Source organism: Hanstruepera sp. CR43 (genome assembly GCF_055227665.1).
On record NZ_CP200078.1, the window covers coordinates 2,133,020 to 2,151,944 of the forward strand.

Annotated in this window: 18 protein-coding genes; 11 read left to right on the top strand and 7 right to left on the bottom strand. The window is 34.6% G+C overall.

From position 1 onward, the window contains the following. Positions 1 to 2: 2 nt before the first annotated feature. From ACKXGU_RS09740 to ACKXGU_RS09750, 3 genes are all read left to right on the top strand, one after another. Entirely contained in the window at positions 3 to 749 is a 747-nt protein-coding gene (locus ACKXGU_RS09740; protein ID WP_463465132.1) for a succinate dehydrogenase/fumarate reductase iron-sulfur subunit, read from the top strand. A gap of 80 nt (positions 750 to 829) precedes the next feature. After that, on the top strand, positions 830 to 1,762 hold the full coding sequence (locus ACKXGU_RS09745) for a M28 family peptidase (RefSeq protein WP_463465133.1): 933 nt from the start codon (positions 830 to 832) through the stop codon (positions 1,760 to 1,762). 17 nt (positions 1,763 to 1,779) lie between these two features. Beyond that, positions 1,780 to 3,549, top strand: coding sequence for a MutS-related protein (locus ACKXGU_RS09750; RefSeq protein ID WP_463465134.1), 1,770 nt, complete (start codon positions 1,780 to 1,782; stop codon positions 3,547 to 3,549). 29 nt (positions 3,550 to 3,578) lie between these two features. Here ACKXGU_RS09750 and ACKXGU_RS09755 read toward each other — a convergent pair whose 3' ends face one another. Next, the gene (locus tag ACKXGU_RS09755; protein WP_463465135.1) at positions 3,579 to 4,223 is read right to left on the bottom strand and encodes a GldM family protein; all 645 of its coding nucleotides are present in this window, start codon (positions 4,221 to 4,223) and stop codon (positions 3,579 to 3,581) included. A 172-nt stretch (positions 4,224 to 4,395) separates the two neighbouring features. Beyond that, positions 4,396 to 5,289, bottom strand: a complete 894-nt coding sequence (locus ACKXGU_RS09760; protein WP_463465136.1) for a thioredoxin domain-containing protein — start codon at positions 5,287 to 5,289, stop codon at positions 4,396 to 4,398. Positions 5,290 to 5,539: 250 nt separating this feature from the next. Between ACKXGU_RS09760 and ACKXGU_RS09765 the strand changes: the two genes are divergently transcribed. The 3 genes from ACKXGU_RS09765 to ACKXGU_RS09775 are packed head-to-tail and all read left to right on the top strand — an operon-like array spanning position 5,540 to position 7,738. Continuing rightward, positions 5,540 to 6,445, top strand: coding sequence for a sensor histidine kinase (locus tag ACKXGU_RS09765; protein ID WP_463465137.1), 906 nt, complete (start codon positions 5,540 to 5,542; stop codon positions 6,443 to 6,445). Beyond that, positions 6,442 to 7,134, top strand: coding sequence for a LytR/AlgR family response regulator transcription factor (locus tag ACKXGU_RS09770; protein ID WP_463465138.1), 693 nt, complete (start codon positions 6,442 to 6,444; stop codon positions 7,132 to 7,134). Before ACKXGU_RS09765 ends, ACKXGU_RS09770 begins: the two co-directional genes overlap by 4 nt. Positions 7,135 to 7,162: 28 nt before the next feature. After that, positions 7,163 to 7,738, top strand: coding sequence for a hypothetical protein (locus ACKXGU_RS09775; protein WP_463465139.1), 576 nt, complete (start codon positions 7,163 to 7,165; stop codon positions 7,736 to 7,738). Between the two features lie 5 nt (positions 7,739 to 7,743). Here the strand turns inward: ACKXGU_RS09775 and ACKXGU_RS09780 are convergent, their stop codons facing one another. Together ACKXGU_RS09780 and ACKXGU_RS09785 are read right to left on the bottom strand one after the other, a co-directional pair. Next, positions 7,744 to 8,196: a hypothetical protein gene (locus ACKXGU_RS09780; protein WP_463465140.1), complete on the bottom strand. Its 453-nt coding sequence runs from the start codon at positions 8,194 to 8,196 to the stop codon at positions 7,744 to 7,746. Between the two features lie 21 nt (positions 8,197 to 8,217). Further along, positions 8,218 to 10,308 carry a S46 family peptidase gene (locus tag ACKXGU_RS09785; RefSeq protein ID WP_463465141.1) on the bottom strand — a complete coding sequence of 697 codons (2,091 nt, stop codon included), beginning with the start codon at positions 10,306 to 10,308 and terminating at the stop codon, positions 8,218 to 8,220. 80 nt (positions 10,309 to 10,388) lie between these two features. On the opposite strand from ACKXGU_RS09785, the gene ACKXGU_RS09790 reads away from it, so the two are divergent. The 3 genes from ACKXGU_RS09790 to ACKXGU_RS09800 all read left to right on the top strand — a co-directional run bounded on the left by ACKXGU_RS09790 (position 10,389) and on the right by ACKXGU_RS09800 (position 12,742). After that, positions 10,389 to 11,531: a methionine aminotransferase gene (locus tag ACKXGU_RS09790; protein ID WP_463465142.1), complete on the top strand. Its 1,143-nt coding sequence runs from the start codon at positions 10,389 to 10,391 to the stop codon at positions 11,529 to 11,531. 65 nt (positions 11,532 to 11,596) lie between these two features. Then, a complete protein-coding gene (locus tag ACKXGU_RS09795) occupies positions 11,597 to 11,950 on the top strand; it encodes a hypothetical protein (protein ID WP_463465143.1) in 354 nt (117 codons plus the stop codon). A gap of 12 nt (positions 11,951 to 11,962) precedes the next feature. Next, positions 11,963 to 12,742 (top strand): amidohydrolase, encoded by a 780-nt coding sequence (locus ACKXGU_RS09800; protein ID WP_463465144.1) that lies wholly within the window; start codon positions 11,963 to 11,965, stop codon positions 12,740 to 12,742. Here the strand turns inward: ACKXGU_RS09800 and ACKXGU_RS09805 are convergent. Further along, on the bottom strand, positions 12,729 to 14,333 hold the full coding sequence (locus ACKXGU_RS09805) for an Ig-like domain-containing domain (RefSeq protein ID WP_463465145.1): 1,605 nt from the start codon (positions 14,331 to 14,333) through the stop codon (positions 12,729 to 12,731). The two genes, ACKXGU_RS09800 and ACKXGU_RS09805, sit on opposite strands and share 14 nt — an antisense overlap. A gap of 51 nt (positions 14,334 to 14,384) precedes the next feature. Continuing rightward, entirely contained in the window at positions 14,385 to 14,789 is a 405-nt protein-coding gene (locus tag ACKXGU_RS09810; protein WP_463465146.1) for a ComF family protein, read from the bottom strand. A gap of 433 nt (positions 14,790 to 15,222) precedes the next feature. Here ACKXGU_RS09810 and ACKXGU_RS09815 point away from each other — a divergent pair, with 433 nt between their 5' ends. Both ACKXGU_RS09815 and ACKXGU_RS09820 read left to right on the top strand, forming a co-directional pair. Next, entirely contained in the window at positions 15,223 to 16,107 is an 885-nt protein-coding gene (locus ACKXGU_RS09815; RefSeq protein ID WP_463465147.1) for a hypothetical protein, read from the top strand. A gap of 63 nt (positions 16,108 to 16,170) precedes the next feature. Beyond that, positions 16,171 to 17,715: a glycine--tRNA ligase gene (locus tag ACKXGU_RS09820; protein WP_463465148.1), complete on the top strand. Its 1,545-nt coding sequence runs from the start codon at positions 16,171 to 16,173 to the stop codon at positions 17,713 to 17,715. A 62-nt stretch (positions 17,716 to 17,777) separates the two neighbouring features. On the opposite strand, the gene ACKXGU_RS09825 is transcribed toward ACKXGU_RS09820, so the two are convergent. Then, the gene (locus ACKXGU_RS09825; RefSeq protein ID WP_463465149.1) at positions 17,778 to 18,923 is read right to left on the bottom strand and encodes an efflux RND transporter periplasmic adaptor subunit; all 1,146 of its coding nucleotides are present in this window, start codon (positions 18,921 to 18,923) and stop codon (positions 17,778 to 17,780) included. Between the last annotated feature and the right edge of the window lie 2 nt (positions 18,924 to 18,925).

Genomic DNA, 18,925 nt, shown 5'->3' on the forward strand with positions numbered 1-18,925 from the left:
CTATGAATTTAACGTTGAAAATTTGGCGTCAAAAAAACGCTAATGATAAAGGTAAAATGGTCGATTATCCTATTAGTGATATATCACCAGATATGTCTTTCCTTGAAATGTTAGACGTATTAAACGAACAACTGATTAATAAAGGTGAAGAGCCTGTAGCATTTGATCACGATTGCCGTGAAGGTATTTGTGGAATGTGTTCTTTATACATAAACGGTGAAGCCCATGGTCCAGATAGAGGTGTTACAACCTGTCAATTGCACATGCGTATGTTCAAGGATGGCGATACCATTTATATTGAACCATTTAGAGCAGCGGCTTTTCCCGTAATTAAGGATTTAGTGGTTGACCGAAGTGCTTTTGACCGTATTCAACATGCCGGCGGATTTATTTCAGTGAATACGTCTGGGAATACGATCGATGCCAACGCCATTCCAATCAACAAACACGATGCTGATGATGCATTTGCTGCTGCAACCTGTATTGGTTGTGGAGCCTGTGTAGCAAGTTGTAAAAACTCAAGTGCTATGTTATTTGTGGGAGCTAAAGTATCGCAATTTGCTTTGTTACCACAAGGTCAAGTAGAGGCTACAGATCGTGTATTGAACATGGTTAAACAAATGGACGAAGAAGGTTTTGGTAACTGTACCAATACTGGAGCTTGCGAGGTGGAATGTCCAAAAGGTATTTCATTGGAGAACATTGCGCGTATGAATCGTGAATATTTAAAGGCAAGTTTAAAAGGGTAAAACTTTAACAAATTAATAGATAAAAATCCCAAGTTTTATCTTGGGATTTTTTGTTTCTTTACTTGAGTAATATACTTTAAATGAATAACTGGATTACCTTATTTCTGGTACTGATTTTAGGCAGTGCGACTGGATGTAATGCCCAAAAAAAAGAAGCGCCTTCGTCAACTCCGATAACCTTTCAATTTAATACAGATTCTTTATTGCATCATGTTAAAATATTGTCTTCGGATACTTTTGAAGGAAGACGCACGGGAACTACTGGTGCCTTAAAAGCAAAAGACTATATTGTTTCGGAGCTTCAAAAACGAAAGGTTGAACCCTTGGTTGCTAATTATGAACAGGCATTCTCCTTTTCATCACGTAAAAAAGATTATCAAGGCATTAATATTATAGGTCAGATAGAAGGAACCGATTCTAAAGACAGCTATATTGTCATCAGTGCACACTATGATCATGAAGGTATTAAGAATGGACAGATTTATAATGGTGCCGATGATGATGCCTCTGGTGTTAGTGCGCTGCTCGCTTTTGCTGAATATTTTCAAAAACATCCCCCAAAACACTCGGTAATTTTAGCCTTTTTTGACGCTGAAGAATTAGGGCTTCAGGGTTCACGTTACTATGTGGATAATACGATAGTGCCAATTGGAAACATTAAGTTGAATCTGAATTTGGACATGGTGAGTAGAAATGACCAGAATGAATTATATATCACTGGTGCCCGAGATAATGAAGCTATTCAAAATGTCATTCAAAACCAGAATGCTTCAGATGATTTTGAGTTTCTAATGGGTCATGATGGAGAAGATGGGAAACAAAACTGGACTTTTTCATCAGATCATGGATCTTTTTTTAGAAAAGGTATTCCATTTCTTTATTTTGGAGTTGAAGACCATAAAGATTATCACAGACCAACCGACGATTACGAGAATATCCATCCTGAATTTTATAAATTAGCGGTTCAAAGCATACTTTCACTATTTTTGGAAATTGATGCTATGAAGTTATAGATATAAGAACACCTTCTATGCAGAATCCGCAAGATTTTTATTCTGAACAATTAAACCACTACCAAAAAATTGTCAAGGATTTAAACAAACAACTTATTAGGTTAAGTACGTTGCGTGTTTTGGTTTTTGTGTTGACAATCCTTGGAATTTACGTCACCTATCCTAATTGGGTTTTAGTGGCCATAGTAGCTGTTTTAGGGATTGGTATTTTTTTGTTTTTGTTGTCTAAATACACTAATGTAAAATACAACCGTGATTTAAATAAGGCTTTGGTGACTATCAATGAAGAGGAGTTGCTTATAGCTTCTGGAGACTTTCATCACAGACCCAACGGGAATGCATTTCAAGATCCGAAGCATTTTTATAGCTTGGATATAGATTTATTTGGAAAAGGGTCCTTTTTTCAATTCATCAATAGAACAACTATACCTGAAGGGACTCATCTGTTAGCCAATCTCCTAAAAGCAAATACTATTGACGGTATTGAGGAAAGACAAGAGGCTATCAAAGAACTGGCTCAAAAACCAACATGGCGACAACATTATTCGGCTGCTTCCAGTTTGATTCAGGTTGAAACGTCTGCAGGTGATATTATTGCTTGGTTAAAAAACCATAAACCATTTTTACCACAAATAATGCGTTGGCTTCCTATGGCTTTTGGGTTGGCTTCAATCATTTTAATTATACTTTCGATGTTCCAGGTTATATCACCTAATTTAGTTGGTTATTGGCTCTTGTTGGGCTTTGCCATCACTGGAAAATATCTGAAAATGATTAATAGTCTCGCTTCCAATACTGATAAGGTTAAAGATACGTTCAAGCAATACGCTACGTTGTTGGATAGTATTGAACAGGAATCATTTAATTCAAAATTACTGCTCGAAAAGCAACAACAAATAGAATCTCATCACCAAAAGGCATCCACTATTTTTAAACAGTTTTCAAGACATTTGGACGCGTTGGATAATAGAAATAATATGATTGGTGCTATTTTGGGGAATGGATTTTTTCTAACCGATTTAAAGCATAGTTACAGAATAGAGCAATGGATTACAAAGCACCAGCAAACTGTTGCCAAATGGTTTGAGGTGGTTTCCTTTTTCGATGCTTATAACTCCTTGGGTAATTATGTATTTAATCACCCAGAATATGTGTTTCCAGAAATAGTTGATACCAAACAAACGATTTCAGCAACGGAATTGGGGCATCCATTATTGGATAAAACCAAACGGGTTAATAGTGACCTAAAGATTGACAACCAAGAATTCTTTATTGTAACAGGCGCTAATATGGCTGGTAAGAGTACGTTTTTGCGAACCGTTTCCTTACACATTGTTATGGCCAATGTGGGTTTACCGGTTTGTGCCAAATCCAGTCAGTACCATCCTATTAAATTAATAACGAGTATGCGCACCAGCGATTCATTAACTGATGATAGCAGCTATTTCTTTTCAGAATTAACACGTTTGAAATTTATTGTAGACGAAATAGCCAAAGAGCCTTACTTTATAGTATTGGATGAAATTTTAAAAGGAACCAACTCAACCGATAAAGCCATTGGCTCCAAAAAGTTTGTGGAGAAACTGGTGGCCTCAAATGCTACGGGTATTATTGCCACGCATGATTTAAGTCTATGCGAAATTGAAAACCAATTAGAGCCTATCAAGAACTACTATTTTGATGCGCAAATTGTTAATGACGAACTCTTTTTTGACTATAAATTTAAAAAAGGCGTTTGCCAGAATATGAATGCCAGTTTCTTGTTAAAGAAGATGGAGATTGTTTAAAATTCCTGTGAAGACAGGAATCTTTTAATTTATTCCATAATTTTTATCTGAATAGGAGAAGGGGCTTTCATTCTAAAATGACTATTTCCCTCAATAACGGTTTTTATATCAAAAACGAATCCTTCATCGTTAGTTTTTAATTTATCAATTAATATTTTGGCTTCATCGGACATATTGGAGCCATTGACCTTGACTATGTCTAAACCTGGAAATTTCATTTTAAACCCTAAAACAACAAAATTCAAATCATAAGTAAAATCTTCAATTTTTACACCAATTTTTCCATCTCTTAACTGCTCTTTGGTTAATTCAATTATATAACGACTACCATGACCAAGACCATTAATAGTTCCAATTGGCTTCCCAATATTTTTAATTCGTAATGTTTTTATAGAAGTAACAATCTCCCCATTTGGAAGTTTGCCGCGTAGTTCAATATCAACGGTCAATCCAGAACCTGGACTCATGATATAATTTCCGTAATCATCAATTTTTTCCAATCCTGGAGCTGATGCTTCAAAGGAAACAGTTCCAGGCATACTTAATGTTAATGGATTGCTCACACCTCGGTAAACCACATTCATCTTGTTGACTTCAACAACAGCTTTTGGAGGCTCTTGTGAAAAACCAGTAATATTTATAAGAAGAAATAAAGAGCAATAGAGGACCTTCATAATGGATGGTTTAGCTAATCTAATAACTAAAAATACCGTTTTTTATTTTGTTTAATATGTTCTCGATACATTTGTTTTCACTATCGTTTCAAACAAACACTCGAACTGACAAGTTTTAGGTTTTGTCACTTCGAGTGGTTCAGATGCTTGTCGTCTGAATTGTATCGAGAAGCTATTCGACTTGAGACTTAATTTTCTCAATCATTTCTTTTGCATTGTCATCATCTGGCTTTAGGCTTAAAACCTTGTAATAGTTTTTTAGTGCCATATCGTAGTTTTTGGTTTCAAAATAGGCTTCACCCAAGCTGTCATAAACATTGTATTTATAAGGAAAAATTTGGGTGTTCAAATCAAAAACATACAAAGCTTTGTCGTATTCTTGGGCACGTAAATACACATAACCCAAAGTATTCAACTCCCGACTACCTTTTACAAACTCGGCCAATCTGGGAACTAAAATATCATGTTCCAATTGTAAACTATCAATAGACTTTTCGGATAGTAAATAGTTCAAATAATTGGCAGCCATATAGTTTGGTGTGTATTTATTGTCAGTAACAATAGTTAACATATCGCGTTCCAAAGTTTCCATAGGGTGTTCTACAATACGGTTTACTTCCTGACCATTTTTATAAAAAATAAAAGTGGGTACCCTGTGAATGTTCAAACCTTTTTCTTCATGGTTCGGAGCTTGTTTGTAGGCTTCCGGTTTGTTGTCTACGGCAATGACCTCTAATTGACTGGCTGTAAATTTAGCCTTATCCAGAATGTGGTAAAACCTTGGGACTTCTTTTTTGCTGTCACCACACCAGGTACCCAAAAACACTTTTATCGTATATTGATTAAGCGAATCCTTAAGTTTGGATAACACCTGTTTGTTGACAAGGTAGTCATCATAATTAGTTTCAAACCACGCGTTAAAAGGCGCTTGTTGCAGACCGCTTTTGTCAATTTTACCTAATAATTTAGGTTTGCCTTTGTCGTCAGTAACGGTTTGATTAATAGTTTGAGAAAAAGTGATTTGGGAGCAAAAAAGGATGGCTAAAGTTAGTGCTATTCGTTTCATGATTGATGATTTTTAATCAAAAATAGAAGCTTAACGGCTTGCTTGCCAATAATTTGTATTTTCAACTCATTTAGGTGTACAAACGTTTTATTTTACAATACCAATGGTTGTTTGTTGCGTTATTTCTGCCTTTTGTACATTATGTTTGACCAACTAAAGAATTCTGTTTACTTTTCATTTCCATATGAATACCTTAAAAAAGCATAGCTCTCAAATATTGGTGCATATCCTGTTTTGGATCTTGTTTGTCATGGTATCATTATTTGTTTTTTCACCTTATTACTGGCGAGAAAACCCTTTTTTGCAATACATATCCATACTGGTGGTTATTGTTTATGTCAACAATTTGATATTACTACCCTATTTTGTCAAGAAGAAAATGTACGCCTGGTATGTTTTTGTTATTGCCTTGATTTCCTTTCTGGCCACGCAATTGTATTGTTATGAATTTGCCCAATGCGGTTGCTCCATTATGAAATGCTTAAGTGATTATTTATGGCAAACCTTGGTACCACTCATTTTCTTCTCTTTTGTTTGGGTGTTATACCGATTTATAGATAAGCAAGAAGAAGTGGAGCAAATAAAAAAGGAACATTTGGAAATGGAATTGAAGTTTTTAAAATCGCAGATTAATCCGCATGTGTTGTTCAATAACCTGAATACCATTTATTCCTATGCCTTGGAAAAACCCAATGAAACACCAGAATTGATTTTAAGGCTTTCCGATAATTTAAAGCATGTATTGTACGAGAGTAATGCGAAAAAAATTCCATTGCACAAGGAGATTCAGTTTATTGACAATTATATGACCTTTCAAGAATTACGAACTGAAGGTGTGAATACGATTGTTTATGCCAAGAGCATTGAAAATGAAAACCATCAAATAGCACCTTTATTACTAATTACCATAATTGAAAATGCCTTTAAACATAGTTCCTTGAACAGTGAAATTAGGGTCTCCATCGTTGAAAAAAAGGGTGTTTTGGAGTGTGTTTGTGAAAATGATTTTACAGAAAAAGATCATGATTTAGCTGAATTTAAAATAGGCCTTCAAAACTTGGAAAAGCGTTTGGAGTTGTTATATAAAGATCATTTTGAGTTTACCATTACACAGAATAGTAAATACAAAGTGTATTTAAAACTGGATTTAGTATGACCTGTATCATCATTGAAGACGAAATACCTGCACAGAACATTCTTAAGAATTTCTTGAAGAAGTTGCCTGATATGGAATTATTAGCAACTTTTAAAGCCGCTATTGAAGCCAACAATTTTTTAAAAAGCGAAACGGTTGATGTGATTTTTTTAGATATAAACTTGCCGGATATTTCTGGGATTGATTTTATTAAAACCGTTAAAAATCCACCAGCTATTATCATGACAACAGCTTACCCAGATTATGCCGTGAGCAGTTTTGAACTGGATACTATTGTAGATTATTTGGTAAAACCATTTTCCTTTGACCGTTTTATAAAAGGGATTAATAAAGCCAAAGACAGATTAGTGGTTTCTAATAAAACAACTGCTGATGAATCTGAAGTATTGTTTTTAAATGTTGACAAAACCCTTCATAAAATTGTATTGGATGAATTGGTCTACATAGAATCTGACAGAAACTATATTACTGTTGTTACCACCAAACAAAAACTGTCCTATATTGATTCGCTGAAAAACTGGAACGAAAAATTACCGAGCAATCAGTTTATACAAACCCACAAGAGCTACATAATAAACCGGAAGTTTGTCGATAAAATTGCTGGGAATGAAATTTATGTGAACAGTAACCGCTTACCAATTGGCAGAACCTATAAGCAGGAATTGTTAAGGAAATTGCATATTGTTTAGATATTTTTAAATTTGAAAAAAGCTAAACATGATTTTTAAAAAGCCTCAATTAATTAAACTCCTATTTGTTCTTTTTACTTGCTACGGATTTAGTCAAGAAGTTAATTATAAAGAAATTAAAAATTACGTTTGTTTAAGTGACAACCAAACTAAATCGATATTAAATTCAAAAGGTTTTGAATTGAAAACACCAGATAGTTGGTGTGGATATAAAGGATTTCATGATATTCTCACTTTTTCACCAAAGTCATTAGCAAGCTTAAAAGAAGGGCATTATATAAATGGGCTATATGTTTCTACGTATAACGATAACACGTATCGGAGTAAGAGTATTGAAGAGGCTTTAAATACTCATTATGTCTTATTAAATAATGGTTCAGAGTTTGCTCCGATTTATGATGAAAGTGTCCATGAACTCTATGGGAAATATTATATCATTAAACACAAATCGATTCAAGAAGGACAAAAACTCATGAATTTGGATTTGTTATTTAATTACCAAAATCAAGACTATATAATCCATTATTCGGTGCTGGAAAAAGACTTTAATGCCAATCTAAATGAGGTTATTCAAATAATGGAATCATTTAAGATTGTTGAATAACTTTTTTAATGCTTAATGGAGTCTATTTCTGACATTAATTTATCCAATAATATAAATAAATTGGATAGGCTTCTATGATCATTCCTCCTTACACCACCACTAAAAATCAAATATTTTCCATTTAAGCCAAGCTTTGGGTGTCGACTATCCATTAAATATTGAGTGGTTGGACCTGATAAGAGAACATCTGAATATTGACTTTTCTTACCATAAAAATTAAAAGTATCAGATCTCGTTAAAAAAGTGAAAAAATATGCAGGCTTTAAATGGCAAGAATCAAAATCAAAAACTAAATCCGATTTTCTTGATTTAAATTCTATTGAAATATATTTTTTATTCCATTTAGAAATTACATCGATAGACCAGACATTTTCTCTCTTGTTAATTTGAAATTCTCCTTTTGGGATTGAATTTACCGAATTTAAAATGGTTTTGGCATATCGATGCAGTTCTTCCAAGTTAAATTGTTTTCATTTAATTTATTTTTTCGGATGGACCAAATCCATTTCTTCAATCAGGTGTTTGGCACCAGCATACTTGTCTACAATGAATAGAACATAACGTAAATCTACCATAATGTTTCGGCAAATTTCTGGATCGTAATTCATATCACTCATAGTACCTTCCCATACACGGTCAAAATTCAATCCAACCAAATTACCATGCGCATCAATTGCAGGGCTACCAGAATTTCCTCCTGTGGTATGATTGGTTCCTAAAAAGCAAACAGGCACCTTGCCATTGGCATCAGCGTATTGTCCGTAATCTTTAGCCTCATATAAATCAATCAGCTTTTGAGGCACATCAAATTCATAATCACCTGGCACATATTTTTCAATGACACCTTCTAAATGACTAACTGGTTGATAATACACCGCATCTCTTGGTTGGTATCCACGCACTTGGCCATAAGTAACACGCAAGGTGCTATTGGCATCTGGGAAATAACGAGCATTTGGCAACGCTTTCATAAGTGCTGTCATGTATTCCGTTTGTAAAGCCGTAATGGGCTCATTCTTTTGCTCGAATTCTGGATTAATACTCGTGTAGAATTCCTCAATGATTGGTTTAGCATAGACATAGGCGGCATCATTATTTAAGTTATTTATCACGTCTTCAGCCGAACCATCAAACAATTTTAAAGCGCTGTCTAAATTTGTAAAAGCTGTTTTGTCATAAATAGTTGGATCCACATTATTCTTACTATATAATGGCATGACGGCTTCAAAAACACCTTTATCCACGTTAACATCATAATTCTTGTGAACGCCTTTCAACAGGTTGGTTATGTAATCACGATTCTTTTCTAAATTATCTGAACTCTGCTTCAACGATTGCTCCACTTGATAGGCTCTGAATGTCATTTGCATCAATTCGTTAGTCACTAAAAATACCTCAATGAAATTTCGACGTTTAATATTGACATCAGCAAAATCCTTATAAAGTTTGTCAAATTCTGGTAAAATATGACCATACTTGTTTTCCAGTCCTTTTTCTTTTAAAGCTTTTGTAAACGTAGCCTCAAATGCTTGACGTTCGGCAACCGCATTACTTTTTTCAATTCCTAAATTTTCACCTATCCATTTTTTCCAGGCATTGGCAATACGTGCTTGTTTGGATGCATACTTAATACGTACTTCATCATCGGCTTTCATTCGGGCATCAATCACTTTTAAAGCCGCTTCTCGAATGGCAATGTTACTAGGGTTATAGTCTTTAGTAATATGTTCAATAGCTACAGCAGGAAGGTACTCATCCGTACGACCTGGAAAACCAAATACCATGGTAAAATCGCCTTCTTCAACACCATCTAATGAAACAGGTAAATAGTGTTTGGGCTTGTATGGTACATTATCTGCGCTGTACTTTGCAGGTTTATTATCTTTATCAGCATAAATTCGAAACATCGAAAAATCGCCTGTATGTCTAGGGAATACCCAGTTGTCAGTATCACTACCAAACTTCCCAATACTACTTGGTGGCGCGCCAACCAAGCGAACATCTTCAAAACGTTCAGTTACAAATAAGAAATACTGATTGCCTTTGTAAAACGACTTGACTTTAGTGTCTTGCCATGCTTCTTTTTTAACTTCAGCTTGCAAGCTGTTACTGTTTTTATCAATGGTTGATTGCTTTTCTTTTTCGGTCATGGTATCTGTAACACCAGCCAATACTTGATTGGTAACATCTTCAATACGTACAATGAATTCTATGAATAAACCTTCATTTGGTAATTCTTCTTCCAAACTCATAGCCCAAAAACCATCTTTTAAGTAATCATTTTCTAATGAAGAATGTGATTGAATTTGACTGAAACCACAGTGATGATTTGTTAAAACCAGGCCTTTAGGTGAAATCACTTCACTGGTACAACCACCATTAAAATGCCCAATAGCATCTTTTAAACTAGAGTTGTTAACATCATAAATATCTTTTGCGGTTAGCTTGCTTCCTAAGGCTTGCATTTCATTTTCATTCATGCCTTCCAAAAGTGAAGGAATCCACATGCCACCTTGTTGAGCTGAAACCTGAAGGGTTATAAAAAGTAATAGTAATCTGAATAATTTCATGGTATAAAAATTTTGAATCCTTCAAAGATAAAAAGTTCTTGTCATTAATTGGTATTATAGAAGTTATTACCTTTACAATTATGAGGCATATTTCAAAATTACCACAAGTTGGGACGACTATTTTTACCGTGATGAGTGCACTGGCAAATAAACATAATGCCATTAATCTATCACAAGGATTTCCCAATTTTAAAAGTGATCAGAAGTTGATTGACCTAGTGAGCAAAGCCATGAATTCGGGCTATAATCAATATGCACCCATGCCAGGCAGTTTGGAGCTACGCCAAGCTATTTCAAAAAAGTTTGAGCACTTATATAATTCCAGTTATCATTCAGAAACGGAGATTACCGTTACAGCTGGAGCTACGCAGGCTATTTTCACAATCATCTCAACTTTTGTAAGACAAGATGATGAGGTCATTATTTTTAAACCGGCTTACGACTGTTATGAGCCTGCAGTAGAGCTTTATGGCGGTGTTGTAAAGCCTATTCAATTAAGTGCACCTGGCTATCAAGTCGATTGGGACTTGGTTAAAAAAACGATTTCAAATAAAACGAAGTTGATAATCATTAACACACCGCATAACCCTAGTGGAACCATACTAAAAGAAACTGATATGTTCAGACTTCAGGAATTGACACAAAACACAGATATTATGGTGTTAAGTGATGAGGTTTATGAACATATTATTTTTGATGGATTACGACACGAAAGCGCTTGTAGATATCCAGATTTGAAAACTCGCAGTTTTGTAGTAGCATCCTTCGGAAAAACCTTTCATAATACAGGTTGGAAAATAGGGTATTGCTGTGCACCCAAAGAATTAATGGATGAATTTAAAAAGGTGCATCAGTTTAATGTGTTTTCTGTAAATCATCCTGCGCAAAAAGGATTAGCGGATTATTTGAAAGAGTCTGATCATTATATGGGCTTATCGGATTTTTATCAAGAAAAACGCGATTATTTTTTGAGTTTAATCAAAGATTCACGGTTTAAAATAAATCCCGCTCAAGGCACTTATTTTCAGGTGTTGGGTTTTTCAGAAATCACCAATGAACATGATGTGGAATTTGCCAAGCGCTTAACCATAGAACATGGCTTGGCATCCATTCCCATGTCGGTTTTTAATGAGGCTGGAAAAGATGACAAAGTATTGCGTTTTTGCTTTGCTAAAACCAATGAAACATTGGAACGCGCAGCAGAAATATTAAATAAAATATAATTTGTGTTACGATTCATAAAATGTTGTGTCTAAAGTTTTATATTAACATAGAATATTTTTGGAATATGAAACGCATAATTTTATTTTTAATCCTTTCAATAGTTAGTTTCAATCTGTCAGCACAGGAAATGACCGAAAAAGAAGCTAAAGCCATTCATAAAGAGCATGATAGGGCAGAAAAGGACATGAAACGTGCTGAAAAAAAGCACAAAAAAGCCGAGAAAGAGCATCAAAAAAAGGAAAAGGCACGCAATAATTTAGAAAAGGCACAAGATAAATACCAAGATGCCGAAGCCAAATACAACAAACTTAAAGATAAAGGGAAATTAAGCCCAGAAGCTGAAGAGAAATGGTTAAAAAAACTAGATAAACTGAATGAAAATATTTTAAAAGCTGAAAAGAAATTTAAAAAGGCTTAAAGCCTAAAAATTATGCAAGACCAACTAAAAACAGCCTTCATCCAAACCGATTTGGTTTGGGAAGATCCCAAAGCTAATAGAAAGCATTTCAAATCGAAATTTGATTTGTTGCCAGATGATGTCGATCTAGTCATTTTACCTGAAATGTTTTCAACTGGTTTTACTATGAATGCGCAAGCAGTCGCTGAAAGCATGGATGGTAAGACGGTTGCTTGGATGATAGAAAAAGCCCAAAAGCATCAATTTGCTATTGTAGGGAGTTTGATTATTGAAGAAAATGGTCATTATTTAAATCGGTTAGTTTTTGCTTTCCCAGATGGCACTTTAAACACTTACGATAAACGCCATACATTTTCTTTGGCAGGTGAAGACAAAATATTTACAGCAGGTAAGGAAAAAGTAATTATTGATTATAAAGGCTGGAAAATTTGCCCACTAATTTGCTATGATTTAAGATTCCCGGTGTGGGCAAGAAATGTTGAGGATTATGACCTGTTATTATATGTTGCCAATTGGCCCAAACCGCGTATTGCAGCCTGGGATGCGCTTTTAAAGGCAAGGGCTATCGAGAATATGAGTTATTGTATTGGGGTGAATAGAATAGGCCTGGATGGTAAAGAAAATGAATATTCAGGACATTCCGCTATTTATGATGTTTTGGGGAATAACATCACGCCATTAAGGCCTAATAAAGAACAGATAGAAATTGCTACAATTGAGAAGAAGCATATTGTCTACTATCGCGATAAACTCAAGTTTCTGGACGATAAGGACAACTTTAGTTTAATGTAAACGTTATTTCCTCATCAAAATTGGGTCTAGCCTCATAAGTGTAATCCATGTAGCTTATTCGTTCTGGCTGACGATTTTCAAGAAACTTACCAGTATCATACTTGCCATTTTTATTGGAATCAAAAACCGTTCTGATAAAATATTTACCAGATTCAACATTCCTAAAATCAATAGGTTCTGGTTTAGTACTGTAAATTTCATATTTCACGTCTCCTTTATCATCTGTAAGCTGCACAATAACAGGATAGGTAGCATTTTCTAAAATAATTCTTGCGTTGCTATAATCAGAATAGGTTTTGGTACTTAAACTGTAGCTGAGTGTATCATTCGTGTCACCAAAAAAATCAGTAAAGGCTTCTGGAAGTATCTGAATTCTGTAACGATCACTTTCTTTCTTTTCAAATTCAAAAGAAAAGGTGTTAGAAAGTGAATCTAATTTGGTTGAAAAGCTTACAGGTAGTGAGTCTTTATCTATGATAGTCACTTTTTCAGTATCGAAATTAACGAAAGGAACGGATCCAGTAATCTTAAAGTTGTCATTAAAGTTGAGGGTTCCCGATGGAGAGGATGATATGGTGAGGGTATCTCGCGCTTGCTCACTTATTTTTATGGTAAAGTTTTCGTTATAATCTTTATTGGTTACTTGGAAAATAAGTGAGTCCACTTCTAATCTCGGTTTGTACCAATAATTTAGTGTGTCGGTTTTTGGGTCTTTGGTTATTCGGTATTCAAATTCACTGGGAACTTCAGAAGTAATATCTATTGTGAAATCGGTGTTAGGCCCTTCAAAACCAAAGCCTATTTTTTCACCAGAAAGTAACCGAGGTCTGATGATTTTAGAGTCTAATTCCTCTTTGAATAGTTTTAACGTATACGAGCTGTCAGTTGGGACAGTTACATAGGAGCTGTTAAAGGCAATCTTGTCTGATTTAGGTTGAAATTTATAATCTTGATTTTCGTCTTTTAGGGCAACCATAAGATATTTTCCTGCCTTTAAATTTTCAAGGGTAAAAGTAGTTGTGCTATCCAATGTATTGGTTATGTATCTTGGTTGCTTGAAGTAAACTATGGAATCGGTTAAAGTAGAGTCAACTTCGTAGAGCATAACCGAAATAAAATCTTCAGGTTGTCGTAATGTTGCACTTGTAATTTGACCTTTAATAGACAAAGAATCAATATAGCTGCCTGTTGAAAACACATATTTGTAGTATGGGAATGGATTTTCCTCATTGTTGTCAACAATACTATTGCCAAAATTAAAAGCGTATGTGGTGTTTGCAGCCAGTGTATCAATTATTCTGATTTTTATGTATTTATTGGCATTGCCCAATGGCGTTATTTCAGGCATCGGATCCATTGGTGGTGAAATAATCAATTGACGTTGTAGGTTTTTGATTTTAATGTATTCGTCAAAATAAATTCTAATCTCATCCCCTTGAAAGTTCACAGACTGGTTTTCTGGTTCCGATTTCGTTATTTTTGGAGGGATAATGTCCTTTATTCCTCCACTTGGTCTTCCACGATTTGCGCAATTGGATATGGTGAGTATAATTGCAATTACTAGAATTATTTTTGAAATTATTTTGCGCATTTCTAACTATTATTTGTGCAAAGAAACAACATATTTATTATTATAAAAACCTTAAGCGGTCACTGCCATAGTTGCTAAACTAATTTTAACATTTTGTGCCTTTTTTAAAACATTTACACATGACTCAACGGTTGCTCCTGTGGTAACAATATCATCAACCAATAAAATGTGTTTGTTTTCTATTTTTTGTAGGTTTTCAGCTTTAAAAATTTCAGACGCATTTAGCCATCTGGCAATGCGATTTTTATGCACTTGTGAGTTGGTATTGGTTGCTTTTATCAGTACATCATCAATATATTGCGCATTGAGGGCTTTGGCAATATGTTCGCCAAATTTAGCAACTTGATTGTATCCTCTTTTTGATAATTTTTTCCTGTGCAATGGGACAGGTAATACCAAGTCAATGTTTTGATAGCCACCAACTTCCTTTAATTCTTCACCTAACCAGTCACCCAAAAACAACCCTATTTCTTCAAAACCTTTCTATTTTAGACTGTGAATTAATTTTTGGGTAATTCCTCTTTTTTCAAACCAAAGCAAAGCTGTCGCATTTTCCAGTTTACAACGGCCATAAAAAATATTTAAAACACTGTTGTCATCATTTAAATGACAGTTGGTTACAGGCAGATCATGCCGACATTTTGTACAGATATACTGCTCATAATCCTGCAAAAGAAGATTACAAGTGTAACAGACTTTAGGGTAAAAAATATTAATCAATGATTGAAGCATATATAACCAATTTAATATAAATATCTTACAAGTTCTAATACAGAAAGCAAGTTATTTTTAATCGAAAAAGAACTTCAACAAGTTTTTTATCATTTTATCGATAAAAATCCGTCAACACGATCTTAATATTTAGATTCGTAGGATAAAATTAATTAAGATGATAGTTAACCCTCAATTATTTAACTACAGATTAATTATTGGTACTTTGGTAATAGCCATTGTTGTATTAGGGTCGTACAGCTTTTCTAGTTACAACACACTTAAGAAACACGAGCAGTTTATTAAGCAAGAAGTCAATCTTGTTCAAAATGAATTATCAGATATGATTACGCTCTATGATGAAGTTAGTGTTGATAATAAAGAATTAGCTTCACAGTTGCAACAATCTAAATCTAGAATGCACCTCATTTTAGATTCTTTGAAAACAGCGAAAGCCAATTTCCCTTTAATTACTAAGTATAAAAGAGAGATTGCCGTATTAAAGCAAGAAAGAAGGAATTTGTTTAATCAAATTCAAACCATTCAAAATCAAAAAGACGCATTGGCTGAAAAAGCGCAGGATGCTACTGAAAAGCTGGATAAGCAAACCAATCAGTTATCCATGTTGGCAGAAGAAAACAAGAAGCTGACAGATATTGTTAATGAAATTACAGCTTTGAAGGTTAACAGTATTAATGTGTCCGCTATTATTACTAACAATAGTAATTATGATGTTGAAACGCTGAATGCTAATGAAGCTGATAATTTAGAAGTGTGTTTCACCGTTCTTGAAAATGCGTATTCTTCAGAAGGAAACAAAGACATCTATGTTCAGATTTTAGGACCTGATGATGATGTAATTTCAGATAGAGGGACTGTAACTTTTGGTAAGGCCGAGTTAACGTACAGTGGTAAGACTTCAGTAAATTACCGCAATCGAAATTTAGACGTTTGTACTAAAATAAATGTCAATCAAAAACAAAAACTTAAGAAAGGAAATTATCTTATTTCCGTTTTTCACGATGATTTTAAGTTAGGATCATCAGAAATAATACTTAATTAGCTAACCAATTTTATTTCTCAAGAAACCGTTCCATTAATTGGAGCGGTTTTTTATTTTTGCACTATGACAAACAACGACGATCAATTTAAGAAGGTAATCTCTCACGCAAAAGAGTATGGTTATGTGTTTCAAAGCAGTGAAATCTACGATGGTTTAAGTGCAGTTTACGATTATGCTCAAAATGGTGCAGAGTTAAAAAAGAACATTCGTGACTATTGGTGGAAAGCCATGGTGCAAATGCATGACAACATTGTGGGTATTGATGCAGCTATCTTTATGCACCCTACAACTTGGAAAGCTTCAGGGCATGTTGATGCATTTAATGATCCGTTGATTGACAATAAAGATTCTAAAAAACGCTATCGTGCTGATGTCCTTATAGAAGATTACTGTGCGAAAATTGAGGCTAAGATAGATAAGGAAGTAGCAAAAGCTACTAAACGTTTTGGAGATGCTTTTAATAAAGAAGAGTTTATATCTACCAACCAACGGGTGTTAGGTTACCAGGAAAAAATTGACACAACCCTTTCCAGAATGGCGAAGTCTTTGGAAAAAGAAGATTTAGCTGATGTGAAGGCTTTGATAGAAGAATTGGAAATTGCAGATCCTTTAACAGGTTCCAGAAACTGGACTGATGTCAAACAATTTAATTTAATGTTCGGAACCAAACTGGGAGCCAGCGCTGAACACGCCATGGATTTGTACCTGAGACCAGAAACTGCTCAAGGAATTTTTGTTAATTTCTTAAATGTTCAAAAAACAGGCCGTATGAAAATCCCGTTTGGTATTGCCCAAACAGGAAAAGCATTTAGAAATGAAATTGTTGCCAGACAGTTTATATTTAGAATGCGGGAATTTGAACAAATGGAAATGCAATACTTTATCAAACCTGGTACGCAAAAAGAATGGTTTGATTACTGGAAAGAAACTCGATTGAAATGGCATAAATCGTTAGGAATGGGAGATGAAAATTACCGTTTCCACGACCATGAAAAATTAGCACATTATGCCGATGCTGCTACCGATATAGAATTTAAATTCCCATTTGGATTTAAGGAATTGGAGGGAATTCACTCTCGTACCGATTTCGATTTAAAACAACACGAAGAATTTTCAGGAAAGAAACTACAATATTTTGATCATGAAGATAATACGAGCTATACACCTTATGTGTTGGAAACTTCCATTGGGTTAGATCGTATGTTTTTAGCAGTATTCTCTAATAGTTTACAAGACGAAACTTTAGAAGACGGAAGTGAAAGAACAGTTCTAAAGTTACCGGCTGTTTTGGCCCCTACAAAAGCAGCCATTCTACCATTAGTTAGAAAAGATGAGGCATTAACAAAAATGGCAAAAGATATTGTTGATGACTTAAAATGGGACTTTAATGTTGCTTATGATGAAAAAGATGCCGTTGGGCGCCGTTACCGTCGTCAAGATGCGGCTGGAACGCCATTTTGTATTACAGTTGATGGTGAAAGTATAGAGGACAACACGGTAACTATTCGTCACCGAGATACTATGGAACAAAAAAGAGTTAAAATAGAAGAGCTTCGAGACATCATTAAAAAAGAAGTAGACGTCAAGGAATGGTTGATGAAGATGTGATAGCTTCTTTATGCAACGAAAAACGAAATAAAAACTCCCAAGTATTACTTGGGAGTTTTTTATTAATGTCCATGTCCGCCTTCACTATCATTAGAAAGCATACCAGTTCCCGTTATTATTATTTTTTCGGATTTGAACTTGTCTGGATTTAGTATTTCAATAAAGTCTTCAGATTCCATTCCAGTTTCGACTTCTGTTTTACTAAATACTAAGTTTTCTGAAGTTTTGTCGTTCAGGACAAATATGTAGTTATGATTACCCGATTTGACAACAGCTCCTTTAGGTAGTCCCATACTTTTTGTATCATTAACATGGATAGCTGCTTCTACAAACATGCCAACAATAAAATTCTCTTCCTCGTTATCAATATGTCCATGAACCTTAACACGTCTGGAGGTTTCATCAATGGTAGTGCCAACCAAATGCACGTCAGCTGTGTAAGTTTTATTTGATGCTTCAGGTATTTTAAAGGTTATTTTTTGTCCTTTTTTTATTTTCATGATGTCTTTTTCAAAAACTGACAATTCTAAATGTATATGATCAATATCCACGATTTCCATAATCACATCACTGGCACCAACATAGGTGCCATTGCTCACGTTTACTGATGTTACAGAACCTGTAATAGGTGCATAAATATTGATGGAAGATGTGAAGTCACCTTTTAACACGGTATTTGGATTGATATTGAGCATTTGTAGCTTCTTTTTTAGCCCACTGTATTGGGCTAAACTGCTTTTATAGGTGCTTTCAGCTTTGAGGTAATTTTTTTCAGAGGTTATTTGTTCATCAAATAATGTTTTTTGACGTATAAATTCATTTTTTAAATAATTTAGTTGTTCTGCAACTTCCAAAAATTGTTGCTGTAAGGCCACGTATTCCGTATTTTCCATAGTCACCAAAAGCTGTCCTTTTTTAACTTGGTCACCAACTAATAAAGGTGTTTTGGTAATATAACCTGCCATGAAAGTGGTCACTCGCGATTTGTTATGTGGTGGCACATCAATCATACCGTTAACCACAACCGTTTCGGTGAAATCGTGTTCAGCAATAGATCCCAATTGCATGTTCTCACCTTCAAATTGCGTCTTTGTTAATATTATTTGGTCATGGTGTTCCTGATTATCAACTATAGCAGGTTCTTCCTTTTCTGAATTTCCGCAGCTCCAAAGTGCTAAAGCAATAAATGTTATATATAGTACTTTCATGA

What these genes read in the sequence shown, in the direction of transcription:
- ACKXGU_RS09750 (WP_463465134.1), top strand. Translation starts at nt 1,780, where the DNA reads ATGCAGAATCCGCAAGATTTTTATTCTGAACAATTAAACCACTACCAA.
- ACKXGU_RS09755 (WP_463465135.1), bottom strand. Translation starts at nt 4,223, where the DNA reads ATGAAGGTCCTCTATTGCTCTTTATTTCTTCTTATAAATATTACTGGT.
- ACKXGU_RS09745 (WP_463465133.1), top strand. Translation starts at nt 830, where the DNA reads ATGAATAACTGGATTACCTTATTTCTGGTACTGATTTTAGGCAGTGCG.
- ACKXGU_RS09800 (WP_463465144.1), top strand. Translation starts at nt 11,963, where the DNA reads ATGCAAGACCAACTAAAAACAGCCTTCATCCAAACCGATTTGGTTTGG.
- ACKXGU_RS09775 (WP_463465139.1), top strand. Translation starts at nt 7,163, where the DNA reads ATGATTTTTAAAAAGCCTCAATTAATTAAACTCCTATTTGTTCTTTTT.
- ACKXGU_RS09815 (WP_463465147.1), top strand. Translation starts at nt 15,223, where the DNA reads ATGATAGTTAACCCTCAATTATTTAACTACAGATTAATTATTGGTACT.
- ACKXGU_RS09760 (WP_463465136.1), bottom strand. Translation starts at nt 5,289, where the DNA reads ATGAAACGAATAGCACTAACTTTAGCCATCCTTTTTTGCTCCCAAATC.
- ACKXGU_RS09740 (WP_463465132.1), top strand. Translation starts at nt 3, where the DNA reads ATGAATTTAACGTTGAAAATTTGGCGTCAAAAAAACGCTAATGATAAA.
- ACKXGU_RS09795 (WP_463465143.1), top strand. Translation starts at nt 11,597, where the DNA reads ATGAAACGCATAATTTTATTTTTAATCCTTTCAATAGTTAGTTTCAAT.
- ACKXGU_RS09820 (WP_463465148.1), top strand. Translation starts at nt 16,171, where the DNA reads ATGACAAACAACGACGATCAATTTAAGAAGGTAATCTCTCACGCAAAA.
- ACKXGU_RS09765 (WP_463465137.1), top strand. Translation starts at nt 5,540, where the DNA reads ATGGTATCATTATTTGTTTTTTCACCTTATTACTGGCGAGAAAACCCT.
- ACKXGU_RS09825 (WP_463465149.1), bottom strand. Translation starts at nt 18,923, where the DNA reads ATGAAAGTACTATATATAACATTTATTGCTTTAGCACTTTGGAGCTGC.
- ACKXGU_RS09785 (WP_463465141.1), bottom strand. Translation starts at nt 10,308, where the DNA reads ATGAAATTATTCAGATTACTATTACTTTTTATAACCCTTCAGGTTTCA.
- ACKXGU_RS09790 (WP_463465142.1), top strand. Translation starts at nt 10,389, where the DNA reads ATGAGGCATATTTCAAAATTACCACAAGTTGGGACGACTATTTTTACC.
- ACKXGU_RS09770 (WP_463465138.1), top strand. Translation starts at nt 6,442, where the DNA reads ATGACCTGTATCATCATTGAAGACGAAATACCTGCACAGAACATTCTT.
- ACKXGU_RS09805 (WP_463465145.1), bottom strand. Translation starts at nt 14,333, where the DNA reads ATGCGCAAAATAATTTCAAAAATAATTCTAGTAATTGCAATTATACTC.